Source organism: Nocardioides sp. F233, from assembly GCF_057813895.1.
Genome location: NZ_JBVASH010000002.1, coordinates 118,634 through 137,752, shown reverse-complemented (window position 1 = coordinate 137,752; position 19,119 = coordinate 118,634). Strand labels below are relative to the sequence as shown.

The window sequence follows — 19,119 nt, the reverse complement described above, 5'->3', positions numbered from 1 at the left end:
ACCCGTGCTCCACGACAGCACCAGCGTCGCGTCCGCACTGACCGACGCCGCCCGTTCCATCAACAGCCACCGCTCGCTCGACGACACGCTCGACGCCATCGTGCGTGCCGCCCAGCAGACGGTGCCCGGCTTCGAGCACGTCGGCATCTCGATCACCCACGGCAGCGGCCGGATCGAGACCCGAGCCGGGACCGGTCGGCTGGTGTGGGACATCGACGAGCTGCAGTACAAGCTCGGCGAGGGCCCCTGCTACGACGCGATCACCTCCGGTGGCGTCACGACGATGGACGACATCGCGACCGAGCAACGCTGGCCGCGGTACGTCGAGGAGGCGGCCCGGTTCGGACTGAGGGCGCAGATGGGGCTGCAGCTCTACAACGACGAGAGCACGCTCGGTGGCCTGAACTTCTACTCCGTGAACCCGGGCATCGACCCCGACGCGATCCAGCTCGCCGAGCTGTTCGCCGCGCACGCCTCGATCGCACTCGGCCGGGCCCGGCACGAGCACCAGCTCAACGAGTCGGTGACGACCCGCCAGTCGATCGGGACAGCGATCGGCATCATCATGGAGCGCTACCGGATCCCCGAGGACCGTGCCTTCCAGTTCCTCGTGCGCGCCAGCAGCACCGGCAACGTCAAGCTCCGCACGATCGCCCAGGGCATCGTCGACGCGGCGAACGACGAGTTCGCCGTACCTGGACCCGAGGGCGGGTGACCTCACGCCTCCCGCACCACGACCTGCTCAGCGGTGAGCCACTGGGTCAGGACGTGACCGTCGGACTCGTAGGTGACCAGCGCCTTGAGCCGCTGGCTGTCCCACTTGAGCACCAACGCGGGAACGGGTGGGCTGTCGACGCTCACCTGGACGAGGACCTGCTCGGACATGGGGGCTCCTGCTGTAGCGGGGTCCGCACGACCCCGGGCCAGCCCGCGTCCTGAGCTGCGACGCCCACGCTACCGGCACCACGGTCGGGGCCGGATGCCCCACCGCGCGACGGGTAACGCTGGCCCATGGACACCACGACTGCCACCGCCCACGTCCAGGTCTCCGCATCGCCCGCCCAGGTCTGGCTGGCGCTCACCGAGCCCGAGCAGATCCGCGCCTACCTGTTCGACGCCGAGGTCGACACCACCTGGGAGCCGGGCTCCCCGATCACCTGGCGCGGGGAGTACGACGGCCGCCCGTTCGAGGACAAGGGCGAGGTGCTCGAGGTCGAGCCCGGGCAGCGACTCGTCGTCACCCACTTCAGCCCGCTCACCGGCAAGCCGGACCGCCCCGCGAGCTACCACCACGTCACTTGGACGCTGCGGGGCGAGGGCGATCACACCGAGGTGACGGTCGAGCAGTCCCTCACCGAGGGCGAGCAGGAGGCGCCGTCACGGGAGAACTGGACGAACGTGCTGCGCCAGCTCAAGGAGCACGTCGAGCGCGGCTGAGCGTCCGCCGATGCTTGTAACTAAGTGTTACGTCGCCTGATCGGGTGCCACAGCGCCGAGGTAGTGGCAAGAACGCGGCGGTAGATGCGCCCACCCGCTCACGAAGGCTCGGTCGAGGCCGTACCGCCAACCTCCACGGTGCTGTGGTGCCTACCTCGGTGCTGTGGTCACTACCTCGGTGCTGTGGTCACTACCTCGGTGCTGTGGCCCCCATTTGCGTGCTGTAACACTTAGTTACAAGGGCGCGAGCGCTACTTCGTGTGGTGGAGCAGGAGCTCCTCCGCGAGCACCACACCGGCGGTGTCGAGGGCGGGAGGGTCGAGGACGGTGGCCGCCGGGCCGGCGGTGAGCAGCAGCCGGCCGACGCGGTCCTCCACGGGCGGGAGCAGGTCGAGGTCGACGACGACGTCACGCTCGTCGTCCTCGACGAAGGTGACCTGCTCGGCGTAGAAGTCCGCGACCCAACGCGCCTGCTGGGGCAGCAGCACCCGGACCCGGGTGGTGGCGCGCTGGCGGAGCAGGTGGTCGGCGAGGTCGTCGGGTACGACGAAGGTCCGGTCGAGCACGTCGACCGAGCGGATGTTGGAGAGCAGGTAGGTGCGGATCCGGCCCTGGTCGTCGACCGGGCCAGCGTCGACCTCCCAGCCCCGGCGGGTCTGCACCAGGCGGTACGGCTCGATCTCGCGCTCGGTGACGCCCGGCTCCCAGGCCCGGGAGTAGACGATCCGCACGGCCCGCTGCTCGTCCTGGGCGTGGCGCAGGTCCGGGAGCAGCCGGTTCCAGGCAGCGACGCGCGATGCCTCGCCGTCCTCCTCACCGGCCACCACGGCGGCAGCCTCACCGGCGCCCTCGCCGAACATGGTCTTCGCGAGCACGTCGAGGGCCTCGGCGAGGTCTGCGTTGTCGGGCTCGATGTCGAGCAGCGCCTGCGCGGCGGCGTGGACCCGGCCGAGCTCGCCGGCGTCGACGTACTCGACACCGAGGTCGATCGGGCTCTCCGAGACCAGCCGGACGACGTCGGCCGTGCCGGGGTCCTCGGTGACGCCGTCGGAGCCGAGGAACTCCAGCACCTCGGGCCGCGAGAGCCCCCACACGCCGCCCACGTCGGCGGTGTAGAAGGCCAGCAGGTCCTCGCGGAGCTCGGCCTCGGTGGTGTCGAACCCGGCCGCCAGGTCGGGCAGCGAGAGCCCGTCGGGGTGGGCGGCGAGCCGCGCGAACACCTCGGGCAGCCGGGCGATCCTGCTGACGTACTTCGGGACGTTGCTCATGCCGGGACCTCCTCGCCGCGGGCGGCCTCCAGGAAGGCGACCAGGTCCTTCCGTGCCTGGGCCGGGCCCTCGATCCGGACCCGGTCGTCGAGCTCGACCAGGCGGGCGTGCAGGGCCGCACGGTGCGTGACCCGGTAGCGCAGCAGCACGTCGTCGCCGTCGGCCTCGACCGCGACCGGCTCGCCGAGCCAGCGGCGTACGTCGGGCTCGAAGCCGGCCGCCGCCCGCAGCGTCACCTCGACGGGCGGGTCGATCTCCCACGACATCGGGTGCAGTTCGACGTGCCGCGTCGGCGGCACGGGCCGTGCGGAGCCGGGGTCCTCGACGTCGACGTCGAGCATCCGGGAGACGACGAAGGTCTTCAGCGGACCGTCGGCCAGGTCGGCGTCCTCGATCCCGCGCAGGTACCACACGCCGTTCTCGGTGCGGACCGACTCGGGGTGCACGACGCGCCCGACGCCCTTGTAGCCGAACCGGAGCAGTCGCTGGTCGCGGACCGCGTCGACCACGAGCCGCAGGGAGTCGGGGACGGGGAGCTGGATCGTGGCGCCCGTGGTCTCCCCCGCGCCGGTCGCGGCGGCCAGCCCGAGCCGCTGCACCAGGTCGCCGTCGTCGGCGAGCAGCATGGCCCGTCGCAGCGCCGCCTGCTGGCCGAGCGAGAGGCGCACCCGCAGCCGGTTGTCGACGGTCGTCATCCGGTACCAGGCCGGCTGTCCGGGCGGAGCGATGTTCTCGATCCGCCAGCCCTGGTGCTCGAGGTGCCGGATCTCCCGCTTCAGCTGGTCGTGACCGGGGGTGTCCGGGAAGCCGGCCACCGCGTTGAGCTTCTCGGCGCTCACTCCCTGCTGCGGGTTCGCCTGCAGCATCGCGGCGATCCGCACCAGTCGCTCCATCGGTCCGCGCTGGTCCCGTCCCGGGCCGTTCGCCACCGCCGTCCCCCTGTCCCCTGTCGTGCGCTGTCAGTCGTCGAACGTGCCGTGCCGGCCTGCTCCGCCGGCGAAGCGCGTCGCCCCCGCGAGGGTATCCGCGCCGAGCGACCGCAGTCCGTGTTTCCACTCCAGGGCCAGGGCGTCGTCGAGGTCCAGCCCGTGCTGCCCGTACGACGACAGCCGGTCCTCGCGCAGGCAGGTCTGCGGGAACCCGGCGAGCTGCTCGGCCAGGGCCACGGCCTCCGCCAGCACCGCGCCGGGCGCCGCGACCCGGTTGGCCAGACCCATCCGCAGCGCCTCCTCGGCCCCGACCTCGCGGCCGGTGAGGATCAGGTCGAGGGCGTGGGAGTGGCCGATCAGGCGTGGCAGGCGGATGGTGCCGCCGTCGATGAGCGGCACGCCCCAGCGGCGGCAGAAGACGCCGAACGCGGCGGCCGGGTCGGCGACCCGCAGGTCGCACCACAGCGCGAGCTCGAGGCCGCCGGCGACGGCGTACCCCTCGACGGCGGCGATCACCGGCTTCGACAACAGCATCCGGGTCGGCCCCATGCCGGCCGGGCCGGCGTCCGGTCCGTCGCCGGGCGCACCGACGTCGACGCGACCCTCGGACACGGCCTTGAGGTCGGCGCCGGCGCAGAAGACGCCTCCGGCGCCGTGCAGGACGGCGACCGAGGCACTCTCGTCGGCGTCGAAGGCCGTGAACGCCTCGGTCAGCAGCCGGGCGTGCTCGGCGTCGACCGCGTTGCGCACCTCGGGCCGGGACAGCGTGACGACGGTGACGGGACCGCGCTTCTCCACCTCGACCGACATGGCCCCGAGCCTAGGGCCCCGGCCTCACGACCCCGCGAGGTCGATCGTCCGCACCAGGTCCTGCGCGACCTGCTGCGGCGTCCACGCGAAGCGCACCCACTTCTCCTGCGAGTACAGCGCGGTCTGGTCGCTCGACCACGGCGACGCCGGGTCCTCGTCCTGGCTGTAGGTCAGGATCGTGCGGGCGTCCACACTGCCGTCGGCGAGGTAGGAGACCGCCTGGATGTGCGAGGAGCCGTAGCTGACCGCCTTGTAGGCGTCGGTGTTGCCCGCCGGGTGCCGCGAGGCCACGGCGTTGGCGTTGCCGGCGAGGTCGCCGTCGCCGCCCCCGAGGGGGTACGCCGGAGCGCCGCGGTCCCCCGCGACCTGCAGCGATCCCCAGGGCGCGTCGAACGCCACCCCGGCCGCCCGCACCGAGTCGATGGCGGCCTTCATCGCCTTGACCACCGCGGGCCCGGTGCGCAAGCCGCGGGGCGTGTTGATCGGGTCGGCGGCGTTGAACGGCACCGTCCACAGGTTGGCGCCGGTGGGGGCACGCTGGGCGAAGGCCTCGAACAGGTGGGTGCCGACCGAGTCGATGTCGGAGTGCCCGTCCCAGGCGGCGAGCACGGCACAGGCCGCGGTCTCGCCGGTCTGGGCGCAGACCTGGTCGAGCCTGCCGTCCTGGCGCATCACCTCGGCGGCACGGACCCGGTTCTCGTACTCGTGCCCACGCAGCGTCTCCGGCGTCTCCTTGCCGCCGCCCGCGAGCCGGTCGATGACGTACTGCTGCACCATCCGGGTACGCATCGTGCGCGCGCACCTCTCGCAGCCGATGATGTTGGCGTAGCCCTCGAGCCGGACCTTGTCGTTGGGCGTCCAGTAGGAGTCGTTGGCGTTCATCACCCAGTCCCGGCGTACGACGGCCGGCAGGTTGCCGGGCCCGAAGATCCCGGGGCGCTGGGCATCCGCGTCCGCGCCCCAGGCACAGGCACCGTCGGCGAAGAGGCCGTTGAGGCCGGGCAGCCCGGCGACGGTCTTGAGCAGCAGGCCGACCGGGGTCAGGCACCGGGTGACCATCGCGTTGCTGACGTTGGGCACCACGCTGTGGTCGGCGTACAGCACCTCGCCGTTGCGGTCGGCCGCGGTCGTGTTGACCCACGGCATGCCGCCACCGGCGTCCTGGCGGCGCAGCAGGTCGCTCGCACTGGTGGCCTCGCCCATGCCGAGGAAGGTGTCGATGGTGCGCAGGTGCTCGGCGTTGGCGTCGCGGATCGCCCAGAAGCTGAGCGGCGACCAGCCCATGAACTGCGAGGGGCTGTCGATGACGTAGCCCTGCGGCGTGCGCCAGAGGTCCTCGCGGACGTTCTTCACCGAGCCGTCGGGCTGCTTGACCGCCACGTCCACCCAACGCCGCTCGGCCTTGCGGAGCAGGCCGTTGGCGCTGAGGTAGACCGGACCGGGCCCGACGGTGAGGTACTCGTAGGGCGTGAAGCGGTACGCCGTGGACACCGTGTGGCTCCACGCGACGTCCTTGTTCCAGCCGATGTTGACGACCGGCGAGCCGATCAGCGAGGCACCCGCCACGTCGTACACGCCGGGGATCGTCAGCTGTTGCTGCGTGAACTTGTAGCGCCCGACCCACGGGAAGTGCGGGTTGCCGAGCAGCATCCCGCGCCCGGTCGAGCTCGCGTCGCCGCCGATCGCGGTGGCGTTGGAGCCGAACGCGCTGTCCTGGCCCAGCGAGCGCAGCAGCTCCGCGCGCTGGTCGTCGCTGAGCTGCGCGGCGTACGCCGGCACCTCCTCCTTGGTGGTCGGCAGCGGCAGCCTCAGGCCGAGGTCCGGGAGGCCCGGGTCCTGCAGGGTCGGCGGGTCGGCCTCGACGATCTCCTTGACGAAGTTGCCCGAGGAGGCGATCAGGTTGGCCATGTAGACGCCGTACCAGAGGTCGAGCTCGGTGGCGTCGGGCGCGAGCCAGGTCGCGTCGGCGCAGGCCGGGTCGGTGATCGTGTTGTCGCGCAGCCAGCGGTTGATGCCGGCGGTGTAGCCCTTGACCATCGCACGGGCCCGGGCGCTGGGGCCGGCGGGCGAGGCGAGCAGGCCCTCGACGACCTTGCGGTTGTGGAGGTCGGTGACGAAGGCGTCGACCTGCAGGTTGGACGCGTCGAGCGAGACGCCGTCGAGGTAGCGGCCGGTCGCGCCGAGGTAGCGGGAGCGCTCACCGCGGGCGGTGAGGACCGTGTCGGCGAGGTTGCAGATCGAGGAGCGCGCGGTGGCGTACCCGCTGCCGTAGCCGAGCGAGCCCCAGTCGTCGGCGGTGATGTGCGGGATGCCGTGCTCGGTGATCGCGATCGTCGCGTGGTACGTCGGGTCGGCAGCCGCGACGGTGCCCGGGGCCGGTCCGGCGTCGGCGGGGCCGGCCGCGGCGAGCGCGGGGACGACCAGGGCAGCGGCGAGCAGGCTCAGGACACGTGGGGGGCGCACGCCAGGTGCAACGCGTTCCACCCCGAGTGAGTTACGTCACAGGCGGACGGGTCACAGGTAGAGGCCGGCCGCCTCGTCGGCGAGCCGCTCGGCGGCGACCGCGTGGATGTCGCGCTCACGCATGACGACGTACACCTCGCCGGAGACCTCGACCTCGGCCTTGTCCTCGGGGTCGTAGAGGACCTTGTCGCCGGCGACGACCGTGCGGCAGTGCGGGCCGACCGCGACCACGCGCGACCAGGCCAGGCGCCGGGCGCCCATCGCAGCGGTCGCGGGGATGACGATGCCACCGGAGGACCGACGTTCGCCGGCCTCGGTGTCGGCCTCGCACAGGATGCGGTCGTGCAGCATCTTGATGGGGGTCTTGTCGGACACGGGGGTGCTCACCTGTGGGGCAGGATCAGTGCGTGATCTTGCGCAGCACGACGAACAGCGCGATCACGCCGACGACGCCACCGACCGTCTTGAGGATGTTGTCGGTGCGCGGCTCCCCTGTCGCGGTGTCGACGTAGTACGCCTTCACCTGGGCGACCTCGCGGCTCACGATGGTCTTGGGGTGCGAGCGGTACAGCAGCTGGTCGATCGTGCCCGCGAGGCGCTCACGGGCCTCCTCGATCTCGCGCTCGATGTCAGAGGGAGTCTCACTCACCCGGGCAGGCTATCAATGCTGATCGTGCGGGGATCGAATCCCCACGGGAGTTCCAGCCGGTGGGCATGCATGAGGGCCTCGTCGGTGAGCACGTCGTAGGTGCGGTCGTCGGCCACCACCCGGCCGTCGCTGAGCACCACGGAGCGGGGGCACAGCTCGAGCGCGTACGGCAGGTCGTGGGTGACCATCAGCAGGGTCACGTCGAGGCTGCGCAGGATGTCGGCGAGCTCGCGGCGCGAGGCGGGGTCGAGGTTGGAGCTGGGCTCGTCGAGCACCAGGATCTCCGGCTCCATCGCCAGCACGGTCGCGACCGCGACCCGGCGGCGCTGGCCGAAGGAGAGGTGGTGGGGCGGCCGGTCGGCGAAGTCGGCCATCCCGACCTGGTCGAGCGCGTCCATGACCCGCTGGTCGAGCGCGGCGCCCTTGAGACCGAGGTTGGCCGGGCCGAAGGCGACGTCGGCGCGCACCGAGCCCATGAACAGCTGGTCGTCGGGGTCCTGGAAGACGATGCCGACCCGACGCCGGATCTCGCGCAGGTTCTTCTTCGTGACCGGCAGGCCGCTGACCGCGACGCTGCCCTCGCCGTGGCCGGTCTCGCCGGACAGGATGCCGTTGAGGTGGAGCACGAGCGTGGTCTTGCCGGCGCCGTTGGGCCCGAGCAGCGCGACCCGCTCCCCCTGGTGGACGTGGAGGTCGACCCCGAACAGGGCCTGGTGGCCGTCGGGGTAGGCGAACGCGAGCCGCTGGACGTCGAGGACCGGCGTCACTGCACAGCCTCCGGCAGCTTTCCGTCGTACCCCCGGGACAGCATCGCGAGATGCACCCGCTCACCCCTCTCGTAGGACCTCACGAACAGCGCGCCGAGCGTACGCGCCAGCGCGGGCCAGTGCCGCGGCGAGCGCGGGTCCACGCCGCGCGAGCGCATTGCGGTGAGCATCCGCCCGAGGTCGCTGGTGACGACGTCGAGGTAGCGGATCATGAAGCCCATGATCTGCACGATCAGGTCGGGCATCCGCAGCCGCTGCAGGCCGCGCAGCACGTCCGCCGGCTCGGTCGTCGCGGCCAGGGTGAGCGAGGCCAGCACACCGAGCGTGCCCTTGGCCACCAGGCCCCAGGCCGCCAGCAGGCCCGACTCGGAGAGGGAGACCTCCCACCCCCCGAGGGGTACGGCGACGCGCGGGCCCTCCGCGACCAGCGGCATCAGCGCGGCGAAGACCAGGAACGGCACCTCGACGACCATCCGCGGCAGCAGGTAGGTCAGCGGCACCCGGGCCAGCAGCACCACGCCGAGCAGCAGGGCGAGGTACCCGCCGAAGACGGGGTACCACTCGCGCGGCGTGGCGACGACGGTCAGCACGAAGCCGAGCAGGAGCAGGATCTTGAGGTGCGCCGGGGCGCGGTGGACCACGGAGTGCCCGTGGAAGTGCAGCCGGTGGCCGTGGCCCGCGCCCATCCTTCGGTCCTGTCCTTCAGTCCTGCTGCCCGGCCGGCGTGCGCCGCCGCAGCACCCAGAAGAGTCCGCCACCGAGGAGGAGGGTGAGACCGACGCCGGCCACGCCGGCGATGCCGCCGCTCAGGCGCGGGTTGTCGACGCCCTTGGTTCCGTAGTCCGCGAACGGGCTGCCGGTGTCGACGGGCTGCTTCGCGGAGTCGATGAAGCCGGTCTGGTGGGCGACGTACTCCAGGCCGTCGGGGTGGCTGCTGGCGTAGTAGCTGCCGACGCCTGCGACGAGGAGTGCGATGAACAGGCCGATCAGGAGGAAGCGACGGTTCTTCACGCGGGTCATGCGGCGACCTCCTGGTCGAGCAGCGGACGACGGCCGGCGAGCCCACGCGCGCCGTGGACGAGGTCGGGACGGGAGGCGACGACGGCGCTGACGACCAGGCCGGTGATGACGGCCTCGCCGATGCCGATCACGGTGTGCCAGCCGACCATGGCGGCGAACACCTTGCCGGTGGCGATGTCGGCCGTGCCACCGATCGCGAACAGGAGGGAGAAGGCCGCGGCTGCGGTCGGCACGGAGACCAGGGCGCCCAGGGCCGCCGCGACCGGCACCGAGCCGAGCTTGCGGGGCAGCACGGTGAGCGCGAGCCGGAAGACGCCGTACCCGACGAAGACGCCGACCAGGCCCATCAGGGTGATGTTGGTGCCGAGCGCGGTCAGCCCGCCGTCGGCCATGAACAGGCCCTGCACGAGCAGCACCACGCTGATGCACAGCGCTCCGGTCCACGGCCCGACCAGGACCGCCGCGAGGGCACCCCCGAGGAGGTGGCCGCTGGTCCCGGCGCCGACCGGGAAGTTGATCATCTGGCCCGCGAACACGAAGGCGGCCACGAGGCCGGCCATCGGTGCGGTGCGGTCGTCGAGCTCGGCGCGCGCCTTGCGCAGCGCGATGCCGACACCGGCCGCGGCGACGACGCCGGTCGCGACCGAGGTCGGGGCGTCGAGGAAGCCGTCGGGGACGTGCATGGGTGATCCTCCACTCGGTCCGGTGTTCGGTCGCCCGACACCGGGGTAGTTAGATGGTCACGAGCACGGACCACCTTATTGCATGCTGTTTGCAACAGCATCTCGGCGTCAGGAGAACCTCATGAGCGACCAGGCCAGGCTGGCAGCGGGCGACCGCGCCCCGGACTTCTCCCTCGCCTCCGACCAGGGTGGCGAGGTCGACCTCTACGACCTCCTCGAGCAGGGCAAGAAGGTGATCGTCTACTTCTACCCGGCCGCGATGACCCCCGGTTGCACCAAGCAGGCGTGCGACTTCACCGACTCCCTCGACGCGCTCCAGGCGGCCGGTTACACGGTCGTCGGCATCTCGAAGGACACCACGACCAAGCTGGCGAAGTTCCGCGAGCGCGACGGCCTCACCATCACGCTGCTCGCCGACCCGGAGCTGGCGGTGCACCGTGTCTACGGCGCCTACGGCGAGAAGAAGCTCTACGGCAAGCTCGTCGAGGGCGTGATCCGGTCGACCTTCGTGATCGGCACGGACGGCACCGTCGAGCTCGCCCAGTACAACGTCAAGGCGACCGGGCACGTGGCCAAGCTGCGCCGTGACCTCGGGCTCGCCGTCCCGCCCGCCTGATCCACCACCTGTCTGTACCTGCCTGTACCTGAAGGACTCCCGATGAAGCTGCACCAGTCGCTCGCCGAGCTCGCCCGCGACCACGGCACCGCGCTGTTCCGCGACGCGACCGCGTTCCGCGGTTCCCTCGACGACTACCTCGACGAGGGTCAGGCGTCCAGCGGCACCATCAACCTGCTCACCGACGCGGTCCGGCTCGGCGCCCTCGACGGCCTGGTCACCATGCTCGACAGCGGCGCCCGGCCGGCCGACGCCGTCGAGTCTGCGGGCCAGCGCCTGGCTCGCGACCGCGGCAGCGCGGACGTCCGCGGCTGCCAGTGGGCGATCGCGGTCCTCGGCTACGCGCTCGGCAAGGTCCCCGAGTCGCTCGTCGCCGGGCTCGACCCCGACGCCGGTACGGCGGCCCCGCCGAGCCACGGCCCCGGCGGCACCGCGCCCAGCCAGCCGCCGGTCACCTCGCCGATCACCTCGCCGGTCCAGCAGCCCTTCGCGGCACCCGTGCCGCAGCAGCCGATCATGTCGCCGCCGCACCAGTCGGTCCAGCCGTCGTACGGCGCCCCGGCGCAGGCGTCCTGGAGCCAGCCGACGCCGCCGAAGAAGTCGGGCACCGGGTTCGTCGTCGGCGCGATCGCCGTGGCGCTGGTCGTCATCGTCGCCGGCATCATCGGCATCATCGCGGTCGCCAACAGCGGCGGCGACAAGAAGGCCGACGACCCGTCGAGCAGGACGACCGAGGCCACCACCGACGCCACGGACTCCACCGACGAGCCCACCGACAACGCCAGCGGCAGTGGCAACACGGCCACCGGCACCGGCTACGAGACCGAGCTGCCCTCCGGCTGGGTCGACGGCACGTCCGACTTCACCTCGCAGAACCCCGGCCTGAGCACCCTCGACCGCGTCTTCATCTGGGGCTCGACCTTCAACACCGCGCGCGGCAACGTGATCGTGGAGACGCAGTCGTCGTACGGCAGCACCGACCCCGCCGACCTCTCCGACGACTGGAAGACCGCACTCGTCTCCGACGACGACACCGCCACGACCACCGACATCGACGACACGACCATCGGTGGCCAGACCGCCCTCGGCGTCGACATCAGCCGCACCAACGAGAACGGCATCGACGTCGCCCAGCGGTCCTACCTCGTCATCAGCGGCGACACGGCGTACTCGATCACCGTCTCGCTCAAGGACGGCGACGACGACGTGCTGACCAAGTTCGACGACATCCTCAGCACCTGGCAGTGGACGGACTGAGGGACGGACTGAGGTGAGTCCGCGCGGTCGGCGGCTGCTCCGCTGCCTGCTGGCCGCGCCCCTCGTCGCCCTGCTGCTGGCCGCGGCACCCGCACGGGCCGACGACGATCCCGGCGTCGTCGCCGAGCAGGCCCTGGCCGAGAGGTTCGCGCCGGTCCTGATGCTGGTGCGCCAGGACCACGCCTGCGGTCCCGGCGAGCCCTACTCCCCCAGCGCCGTCGAGGTGCTCTTCGACAACCCGACGGTCGCGCTGCGCGGCCCGTGGACCCAGCGCGACCTGGTGAAGGTGGGGCCGTCCGCCGAGGACGTGTCGGCCGGGCTGCCCGGCTACGAGCTCGACCTGCCCGGCAACCCGCTCACGCCGGGCTGCGACTACGAGCGCTGGGCCGAGCGGCAGTGGCGCGGCACGAAGCCGACGATCTACGCCCACGTGGCGACCCAGAAGGGCGTCACCGACCGGTTCGCACTGCAGTACTTCTTCTTCTACGCGTTCAACGACTACAACAACAAGCACGAGACCGACTGGGAGCGGATCCAGCTCGAGTTCGCGGCGCCCGACGCCACCACCGCACTGGCCGAGGGACTCGACCCGGACCTGGTCGTCTACTCCCAGCACTACGGATCCGAGAAGGCGGGCTGGGGCGACGACAAGCTCGAGGTCGATGACGACACCCACCCGGTCGTCTACGTCTCGGCGGGCTCGCACGCCAACCAGTTCTCCGCGGGCGTCTTCATGGGCAACACCGCCAACACCGGCTTCGGGTGCGACACCACCGCCGGCGAGCACGACGCCGTGCGGGCCGGGGTGCGCTCGATCCCCTCGGACCCGGAACTGGCCCGGGCGGCGTACCCGTGGATCACCTACGAGGGCCACTACGGCGAGGTCGGGCCGAAGCGGTTCTACGCCGGACCTACCGGACCGAACCGCAAGCAGGCGTGGGCGAATCCGTTCTCGTGGTCGGCCAAGGCGCGCGACTCCTCGATCGAGGTACCCGGCGCCGGCGCCAGCAGCAGCGCGGTGGCCGAGACCTACTGCGACCTGGTCGGCAAGGGCAGCGACCTGTTCCGCGGGTACGTCGACGACCCGTGGCGCGGGCTGGTCGTGCTGGTGGGCGCCCTGCTCGCGGTCGGCTGGCTGGTGCGTCGTACGTCGTGGGCGACGACCGCGCTGCCACTGCGGATCCGCCGATCGAGCGGCCAGGTGGTCGCTGCGTCACTGCAGGTCCTGCGGGAGCGGCCGGTCCTGTTCGTGCTGGCGATGGCGCCGCCGGCCCTGCTCAACGTGCTCGCAGCCGTGCTCCAGGGCGTTGCCGTGTCGAGCCCGGTCCCGGGCTGGGTCGGCGGTGCGGCCGTGCTGCTGGGTGCGCTGTCACTGCCGGTGTCGGCAGGCGCGCTGGCCGTGGTGGTGCAGGTGCTCGACGACGACGGCGCCGAGGCGCGGGTGGACCTGCGGGCGGCGTACGGCGCCAGCCTGCGTCGCCTCGCGGCCGGCCTGCCCGCCGTGCTCGTCGCGGCCCTGCTGGTCGTCGGCTTCACGACCTCGATCGTGCTCGCGCCGCTGGCGCTCGTGGTCCTCACCGCGGGAGTGCTGCTCGTCCCGGTGGTGGTGCTCGAGCAGCGCCGCGGCTTCGCCGGGCTGCCCCGGAGCATCCGGCTGATCCGGCACTCGTTCGGCACGCTGGTGCCGGTGCTGGCGCTCGGGCTGCTGCTGCTCACGACGATCGGCGCGGTCGTCGCAGCCCTGCTGTTCGTGGTGGTGCCGGTGCCGTTCGTCGTGCTCAACACGGTGCCGTCGGTGGTGCTCGGCGCGGTCTGGCCGTTCGTCGCGCTGATGTGCGTCTACGCCTACGCGACCGCCGTGACGCGCTCCGAGGAGGCTCAGGCGAGCCAGGCGCGCGCGGCGGTCACCAGCGCGGCCACGCCGGACTCCAGCGTCGGGCCGGCGAGCGGGGCGTAGCGCGGCGAGTGGTTCGAGGGCAGGTCCGCGACGACGTTGCGGATCTCCTCGATGGTCGTGGCGCCCGCGAACAGCTCCGGGTCGGCACCACCGAGCAGCCAGTAGGCGCACGGTGCACCGGCGGCGTCGGCCAGGACCCCGACGTCCTCGCTGCCGGTGACCGGGCCGGGGTCGACGACGATCCAGCGGGCCGCAGCGGTGAAAGCCTCCCGGACCTGCTCGCAGGCCGCTGCGTCGTTGACGACCGGCGGGAAGGAGTCGCGCACCTCGATCTCGGGGTCCGTGGGCGCACCGGCGGCAAGCGCCTCGGCCCGGACCATCCGCTCGACCGCGCCCAGCACACTCGCCCTGACGCGCTCGTCGGTGGTCCGGATGCTCAGTCCGAGCACCGCGTTGTCGGGGATGACGTTCGGCGCGACGCCCGCGTGGAAGGAGCCCACGGTCACCACGACGGTGTCGGTGGCTGCGACCTCGCGGGACACCACCGTCTGCAGCCGCTGCACGAGCGACGCACCCATCACCACCGGGTCGACCGTGGCCTCGGGCCGCGAGCCGTGACCACCGGAGCCGTGCAGCGTGATCCGCAGGGAGTCGGACGCCGCGAACGCCGCACCCGAGCGGACGCCGAGCACGCCCACCGGCACGGGCGCCACGTGCTGCCCGAGCACCACGTCCGGCGTACCGAACCGCTCGAACAGACCGTCGTCGACCATGGCCTGCGCCCCGCCCCCGCCCTCCTCGTCGGGCTGGAAGACCAGCAGCAGCCGGCCCTGCCAGCCGTCGTCGTCGGCCAGCTCGGCCGCGGCCCCGAGCAGGCAGGTCGTGTGGACGTCGTGCCCGCAGGCATGCATCACGGGCACGGTCTCGCCGTCGGCGTTGGTCGCGGTCGCCGTGCTGGCGTACGGCAGGCCGGTCGCCTCGAGCACCGGCAGGGCGTCCATGTCGGCGCGCAGCAGCACCGTGCTCCCCTGGCCCCGATCGAGCACGCCGACGACACCGGTGCCGCCGACGCCGGTCGTGACGTCGTACCCGAGGGCGCGCAGCTGCTCGGCCACGATGCCGGCCGTGCGGTGCTCCTGCCGACCGAGCTCCGGGTGGCGGTGCAGGTCCTCGTAGGTCGCGATGAGGGCGTCGAGCTCGATGGGCATGTTCAGCACCCTAGACTCGTCCCGCTCACGCCGGAGTGGTGGAACTGGCAGACACGCAGGTTTTAGGTACCTGTGCCTTCGGGTGTGCGGGTTCGAGTCCCGCCTTCGGCACCGATCAGCGCAGCAGCTGCGCCACGAGCGGCGCGACCTCGCGCAGCGCCTTGCCGCGGTGCGAGATGGCGTCCTTGTCCTCGCGGGGCAGCTCGGCGGTGGTCACACCGGGGCGGTCAGCGGCGACGAACAGGACGTCGTAGCCGAAGCCGCCTGCGCCGCGGACCTCGCGGATCACGTGGCCGTCCATCCGGCCCTCGACGACCAGCTCGCGGCCGTCGGGGTGGGCGACGGCGACGGCGCACGCGAAGTGCGCCGTACGACGCTCGTCGGGTACGTCGTGCAGCTGGGCGAGGAGGAGCTCGTTGTTGCGCTCGTCGCTCTTGGGCGGGCCGGACCAGCGGGCGGACAGCACGCCCGGCATGCCGTTGAGGGCGTCGACGCAGAGGCCGGAGTCGTCGGCGAGGGTGGGCAGGCCGGTGGCGGCGACGCCGGCGCGGGCCTTGAGCAGCGCGTTGCCCTCGAAGGTCGGCTGGTCCTCGACCGGCTCGTCGAAGCAGGTGACGTCGTCGAGGCCGACGACCTCGACGGCACCCATGTGCTCGGCGAGGATGCGGCGCATCTCCTCGAGCTTCTTGGGGTTGCGGGAGGCGACGAGGACCTTCACGACCCCAGGGCCTCGTGCTGCAGCCGGGTGAGGTCGGCGCAGCCCTTCTCGGCGAGCGCGAGCAGCGCGTCCAGCTCGGCGCGGTCGAAGGCGGCGCCCTCGGCGGTGCCCTGGACCTCGACGAACTTGCCGTCGCCGGTCATCACGACGTTCATGTCGGTCTCGGCGCGCACGTCCTCGACGTACGGCAGGTCGAGGCGCGGCACACCGTCGATGATGCCGACGCTGACGGCGGCCACCGATCCGGTGAGCGCCTTGGGGACCCGCAGCTTCGCGCAGGCGTCGGCGAGGGCGACGTACGCACCGGTGATGGCGGCGGTGCGGGTGCCGCCGTCGGCCTGGAGGACGTCGCAGTCGAGCTGGATGGTGTTCTCGCCGAGCGCCTTGTAGTCGATCACGGCACGCAGCGAGCGGCCGATCAGGCGGCTGATCTCGTGGGTACGGCCACCGATCCGGCCCTTGACCGACTCACGGTCGGAGCGGGTGTTGGTGGAGGCGGGGAGCATGGCGTACTCGGCCGTGACCCAGCCGAGGCCCGAGCCCTTGCGCCAGCGCGGCACGCCCTCGGACGCGGAGGCCGCGCACAGCACGCGGGTCCTGCCGAACTCGACCAGCACCGAGCCGGCGGGGTGGTCGAGCCAGTTGCGGGTGATCTTGATCTGGCGCAGCTCGTCGTCGGCGCGGCCGTCCTCGCGGGTGCTCATGGCGTCCAACCTACCGACCTCCTAGCGGGCGACCGTGAGGGCCCGGCGGACCGCCCACGGACCGAGGTCGCGGGCCCGGCGACCGAACCACGGCGCCCCCTCGGTGAGCATCCACGCCACGTCGCGACGCCAGCTCGGCTCGCAACCGCCGCCCGGCTCCAGGCCCGGCAGCGGGAACTCGAGACCCGCGGTGTGCAGCCGCTCGGCCCAGGCCCGGGCGAGAGCACGGTGGCCGAGCTCGCTGGGGTGGAAGCGGTCGATGGACCAGCAGGTGCGGTCGAGCACCTCGGGCATCAGGGCGAGGTCGAGCCGGAGGCCGCCGTACGTCGCGTGCAGGTCGTCGTACACCTCGTTGACGAGCGTGATCCGCTCCGCCATCGGCCGCACCAGCAGGCGGGGCAGCCCGAGCAGGGCGGCGTGGTCGTGCCAGCGCACGGTCATCAGGGTCGCGCCACCGTCGACCAGCGCCCCGGCGATGTGGGTCAGGTCGGCGTGCAGCCGGTCGGGATCCCAGGTGGAGCGGAGCGTGTCGTTGACCCCGACGAGCAGCGAGGCCAGGTCGGGCCGGTGCGCGAGCGCCTGGTCGAGCTGCTGCTCCCGGACGACCGCAGCCGTCGCCCCCGAGAGAGCGACGTTGCAGAACGAGACGTCGTACGACGCCTGCAGCGACTCGACCAGCAGCCGGGCCCAGCCCCGCCAGCCGCCGCCCGGGAGCGGGTCGCCGAGGCCGACGGTGGTGCTGTCGCCGAGAGCGGCGAAGCGGAGGTATCCGTTGCCCACGAGGACAACCGTGGCGGAGCCCGCTACGCGCAGGCCCCGCCACGGTGACGTGTCCGGCAACCTTCGGTGAAGGGCCGGGGTGGTGCTACTTGAACTCGATGCGCAGCAGCCGCATGGTGCCCAGCACCAGCGGGACGACCAGCCACAGGAAGCCGGCCACCGCGAACTGCGCCCACTCCTCGCCCGAGGGCTGGTAGTCGCCGGTGAACAGCGGCGCCTGAGCGGTGTTGAACTCGATCCAGGGCGCGATCTTCTCGAAGCCGCTGCTGACCGCGCTCAGGAAGCCGGCGGCGATCGGGAGGATCAGGCTGTAGGCGAAGTAGACGACGATGCCGGCCGGGGTGTTCATCAGCAGCATCGCGATGGCGAAGCCGACGAAGATGCCGATCAGGTTGGCGAGCACGAAGCCGTTGAACAACAGGTTGCCGTCGACGGACCACTCCGGCGAACCGCCGGTCAGCGCGCCGATCGCGGTGAAGAGGACAGCCATCAGCGCTGCCAGCACCATCACGACCACGCCCAGGCCGACGCCGGCGAGGAACTTCGCCGCCACGACCCGCGAGCGCTTCGGCTCGAGGGTGAAGGTGACCAGGCCGTTGCGCTGCGACTGCTCGCTCGTGACCAGCATGATGATCAGGATCGGCAGGAAGTAGCCGAGCACGCCACCGGCGACGGGCAGCAGGTCGCCGAGGTCCTTCGAGTCGTCCCCGGCCACGAGGATGTAGATCAGCAGCACGACGGAGACCAGGCCGACGATCGAGGTCGCGAACCAGAAGCCGGCGCGGGTGTCGATCGCCTTGCGCAACTCGACGCCGACCAGGCGGCTCAGCGGGGTGCGCGGCGTACCGGAGATGTCCAGGGTGGGGACGGTGGTGGTGCTCATGCGGGGATACCTCCGGGGGTCGGGGCGCCGAAGCCGGCGACGGCCTCGCGGGCGTCGGCCGAGGTCAGCTCGAGGAACAGGTCCTCCAGGCCGGCACCGCCGGACCGGAGGTCGGTGAGGACGACGCCGGCGGACAGGGCGACGCGGCCGACCTGCTCGGGGCTCGCCTGCACCTTGAGGCCGTGCCCGGCCGGCTCGACCGCGTGACCGGCGTGGGTCAGCGCGGCACCGAGCGCGGTGTTGTCGAGCGAGGTGACCATGGTGACCGGCGTGCCGTTGGCTCCGGCCAGCAGCGTCTCCCGGTCGCCCTGGGCGACGATCTTGCCGCGGCCGATGAGGATCATCTCGTCGGCGATCTGCTCGACCTCGTGCAGCAGGTGGCTGGACAGCAGCACCGTGCCGCCACGGTCGGCGTACCCCTTGAGCAGGCCGCGCATCCAGCGGATGCCGGCCGGGTCGAGGCCGTTGGCGGGCTCGTCGAGGATCAGGACCGACGGGTCGCCGAGCAGCGCGTGGGCGATGCCGAGGCGCTGCTTCATGCCGAGCGAGTAGTTGCGCAGGCGGCGACCGGCCTCGTCGTCGTTGAGGCCGACGAGCGCGAGCATCTCGTCGACGCGGGTCTTGGGCAGGCCCATGGTCTGCGCGGCGATCGCGAGGATCTCGCGGCCGGAGCGCCCGACGTGCTGCGCCGACGCGTCGAGCAGCGTCCCGACGTGGCGTCCCGGGTTGGGGATGTCGTGGTAGCGCAGGCCGCCGATGGTGACGGTGCCGTGGGTCGGGAGGGTGAGGCCGACCATGACGCGCATGGTGGTCGTCTTGCCCGCGCCGTTCGGACCGAGGAAGCCGGTCACGCGGCCGGGCTGGCACACGAAGCTGACGTCGTCCACGGCGGTGTACGCGCCGTAGGTCTTGGTGAGTCGATCAACGGTGATCATGGCTCCAGCCTGCCCGACGCGTCCGGCCCGCACATCGAACCGGCGTCGCGAGTCGCCCCGACCAAAGTAGGTGCTGCTCCGGTCCCGGGGCGCTG

Annotated in this window: 22 protein-coding genes and 1 tRNA gene; 6 read left to right on the top strand and 17 right to left on the bottom strand. The window is 72.1% G+C overall.

Going from position 1 to position 19,119, the window contains the following annotated elements:
* Window positions 1–4: 4 nt before the first annotated feature.
* Window positions 5–715, top strand: a complete 711-nt coding sequence (locus ACZYRU_RS07085) for a GAF and ANTAR domain-containing protein (protein WP_488956382.1) — start codon at window positions 5–7, stop codon at window positions 713–715.
* 2 nt (window positions 716–717) lie between these two features.
* Here ACZYRU_RS07085 and ACZYRU_RS07080 read toward each other — a convergent pair whose 3' ends face one another.
* Entirely contained in the window at window positions 718–885 is a 168-nt protein-coding gene (locus ACZYRU_RS07080; RefSeq protein ID WP_488956381.1) for a hypothetical protein, read from the bottom strand.
* A gap of 126 nt (window positions 886–1,011) precedes the next feature.
* On the opposite strand from ACZYRU_RS07080, the gene ACZYRU_RS07075 reads away from it, so the two are divergent.
* The gene (locus ACZYRU_RS07075; RefSeq protein ID WP_488956380.1) at window positions 1,012–1,437 is read left to right on the top strand and encodes an SRPBCC domain-containing protein; all 426 of its coding nucleotides are present in this window, start codon (window positions 1,012–1,014) and stop codon (window positions 1,435–1,437) included.
* Window positions 1,438–1,688: 251 nt separating this feature from the next.
* Here ACZYRU_RS07075 and ACZYRU_RS07070 read toward each other — a convergent pair whose 3' ends face one another.
* The 10 genes from ACZYRU_RS07070 to ACZYRU_RS07025 form a co-directional block, all read right to left on the bottom strand.
* A complete protein-coding gene (locus tag ACZYRU_RS07070; protein WP_488956379.1) occupies window positions 1,689–2,705 on the bottom strand; it encodes a helix-turn-helix transcriptional regulator in 1,017 nt (338 codons plus the stop codon).
* Window positions 2,702–3,598: a WYL domain-containing protein gene (locus tag ACZYRU_RS07065; RefSeq protein WP_488956378.1), complete on the bottom strand. Its 897-nt coding sequence runs from the start codon at window positions 3,596–3,598 to the stop codon at window positions 2,702–2,704. Before ACZYRU_RS07065 ends, ACZYRU_RS07070 begins: the two co-directional genes overlap by 4 nt.
* Before the next feature lie 66 nt (window positions 3,599–3,664).
* Complete coding sequence (locus ACZYRU_RS07060) at window positions 3,665–4,444, bottom strand: crotonase/enoyl-CoA hydratase family protein (protein ID WP_488956377.1); 780 nt, start codon at window positions 4,442–4,444, stop codon at window positions 3,665–3,667.
* 24 nt (window positions 4,445–4,468) lie between these two features.
* Entirely contained in the window at window positions 4,469–6,907 is a 2,439-nt protein-coding gene (locus tag ACZYRU_RS07055) for a penicillin acylase family protein (RefSeq protein ID WP_488956376.1), read from the bottom strand.
* A gap of 51 nt (window positions 6,908–6,958) precedes the next feature.
* Complete coding sequence (locus ACZYRU_RS07050) at window positions 6,959–7,258, bottom strand: GroES family chaperonin (RefSeq protein WP_488957187.1); 300 nt, start codon at window positions 7,256–7,258, stop codon at window positions 6,959–6,961.
* A 49-nt stretch (window positions 7,259–7,307) separates the two neighbouring features.
* Window positions 7,308–7,556: a DUF3618 domain-containing protein gene (locus ACZYRU_RS07045; protein ID WP_488956375.1), complete on the bottom strand. Its 249-nt coding sequence runs from the start codon at window positions 7,554–7,556 to the stop codon at window positions 7,308–7,310.
* Window positions 7,553–8,323, bottom strand: coding sequence for an energy-coupling factor ABC transporter ATP-binding protein (locus tag ACZYRU_RS07040; protein ID WP_488956374.1), 771 nt, complete (start codon window positions 8,321–8,323; stop codon window positions 7,553–7,555). The genes ACZYRU_RS07045 and ACZYRU_RS07040 overlap by 4 nt, the downstream gene beginning before the upstream one ends.
* Window positions 8,320–9,009: a cobalt ECF transporter T component CbiQ gene (gene cbiQ, locus ACZYRU_RS07035; RefSeq protein WP_488956373.1), complete on the bottom strand. Its 690-nt coding sequence runs from the start codon at window positions 9,007–9,009 to the stop codon at window positions 8,320–8,322. The genes ACZYRU_RS07040 and cbiQ overlap by 4 nt, the downstream gene beginning before the upstream one ends.
* A 16-nt stretch (window positions 9,010–9,025) precedes the next feature.
* Window positions 9,026–9,343, bottom strand: coding sequence for a PDGLE domain-containing protein (locus ACZYRU_RS07030; protein ID WP_488956372.1), 318 nt, complete (start codon window positions 9,341–9,343; stop codon window positions 9,026–9,028).
* Entirely contained in the window at window positions 9,340–10,026 is a 687-nt protein-coding gene (locus ACZYRU_RS07025; protein ID WP_488956371.1) for an energy-coupling factor ABC transporter permease, read from the bottom strand. The genes ACZYRU_RS07030 and ACZYRU_RS07025 overlap by 4 nt, the downstream gene beginning before the upstream one ends.
* 121 nt (window positions 10,027–10,147) lie before the next feature.
* Between ACZYRU_RS07025 and bcp the strand changes: the two genes are divergently transcribed.
* From bcp to ACZYRU_RS07010, 3 genes are read left to right on the top strand one after another with little or no spacing between them, the layout of a single operon-like run.
* A complete protein-coding gene (bcp, locus tag ACZYRU_RS07020; protein ID WP_488956370.1) occupies window positions 10,148–10,642 on the top strand; it encodes a thioredoxin-dependent thiol peroxidase in 495 nt (164 codons plus the stop codon).
* A 42-nt stretch (window positions 10,643–10,684) separates the two neighbouring features.
* On the top strand, window positions 10,685–11,899 hold the full coding sequence (locus ACZYRU_RS07015; RefSeq protein ID WP_488956369.1) for a hypothetical protein: 1,215 nt from the start codon (window positions 10,685–10,687) through the stop codon (window positions 11,897–11,899).
* A gap of 13 nt (window positions 11,900–11,912) precedes the next feature.
* A complete protein-coding gene (locus ACZYRU_RS07010; protein WP_488956368.1) occupies window positions 11,913–13,856 on the top strand; it encodes a hypothetical protein in 1,944 nt (647 codons plus the stop codon).
* On the opposite strand, the gene ACZYRU_RS07005 is transcribed toward ACZYRU_RS07010, so the two are convergent.
* Window positions 13,778–15,004 carry an amidohydrolase gene (locus tag ACZYRU_RS07005; protein WP_488956367.1) on the bottom strand — a complete coding sequence of 409 codons (1,227 nt, stop codon included), beginning with the start codon at window positions 15,002–15,004 and terminating at the stop codon, window positions 13,778–13,780. The genes ACZYRU_RS07010 and ACZYRU_RS07005 overlap by 79 nt on opposite strands.
* A gap of 29 nt (window positions 15,005–15,033) precedes the next feature.
* Here ACZYRU_RS07005 and ACZYRU_RS07000 point away from each other — a divergent pair.
* A tRNA-Leu gene (locus tag ACZYRU_RS07000) sits at window positions 15,034–15,115 on the top strand.
* A gap of 4 nt (window positions 15,116–15,119) precedes the next feature.
* Here ACZYRU_RS07000 and rdgB read toward each other — a convergent pair.
* The 5 genes from rdgB to ACZYRU_RS06975 form a co-directional block, all read right to left on the bottom strand.
* Window positions 15,120–15,722, bottom strand: a complete 603-nt coding sequence (gene rdgB, locus ACZYRU_RS06995) for an RdgB/HAM1 family non-canonical purine NTP pyrophosphatase (RefSeq protein ID WP_488956366.1) — start codon at window positions 15,720–15,722, stop codon at window positions 15,120–15,122.
* On the bottom strand, window positions 15,719–16,426 hold the full coding sequence (gene rph / locus ACZYRU_RS06990) for a ribonuclease PH (protein WP_488956365.1): 708 nt from the start codon (window positions 16,424–16,426) through the stop codon (window positions 15,719–15,721). The genes rdgB and rph overlap by 4 nt, the downstream gene beginning before the upstream one ends.
* A 21-nt stretch (window positions 16,427–16,447) precedes the next feature.
* Window positions 16,448–17,206: an SGNH/GDSL hydrolase family protein gene (locus ACZYRU_RS06985; RefSeq protein ID WP_488956364.1), complete on the bottom strand. Its 759-nt coding sequence runs from the start codon at window positions 17,204–17,206 to the stop codon at window positions 16,448–16,450.
* Between the two features lie 85 nt (window positions 17,207–17,291).
* Complete coding sequence (locus ACZYRU_RS06980; RefSeq protein ID WP_488956363.1) at window positions 17,292–18,089, bottom strand: ABC transporter permease; 798 nt, start codon at window positions 18,087–18,089, stop codon at window positions 17,292–17,294.
* A complete protein-coding gene (locus tag ACZYRU_RS06975) occupies window positions 18,086–19,024 on the bottom strand; it encodes an ABC transporter ATP-binding protein (RefSeq protein ID WP_488956362.1) in 939 nt (312 codons plus the stop codon). The genes ACZYRU_RS06980 and ACZYRU_RS06975 overlap by 4 nt, the downstream gene beginning before the upstream one ends.
* Window positions 19,025–19,119 lie beyond the last annotated feature (95 nt).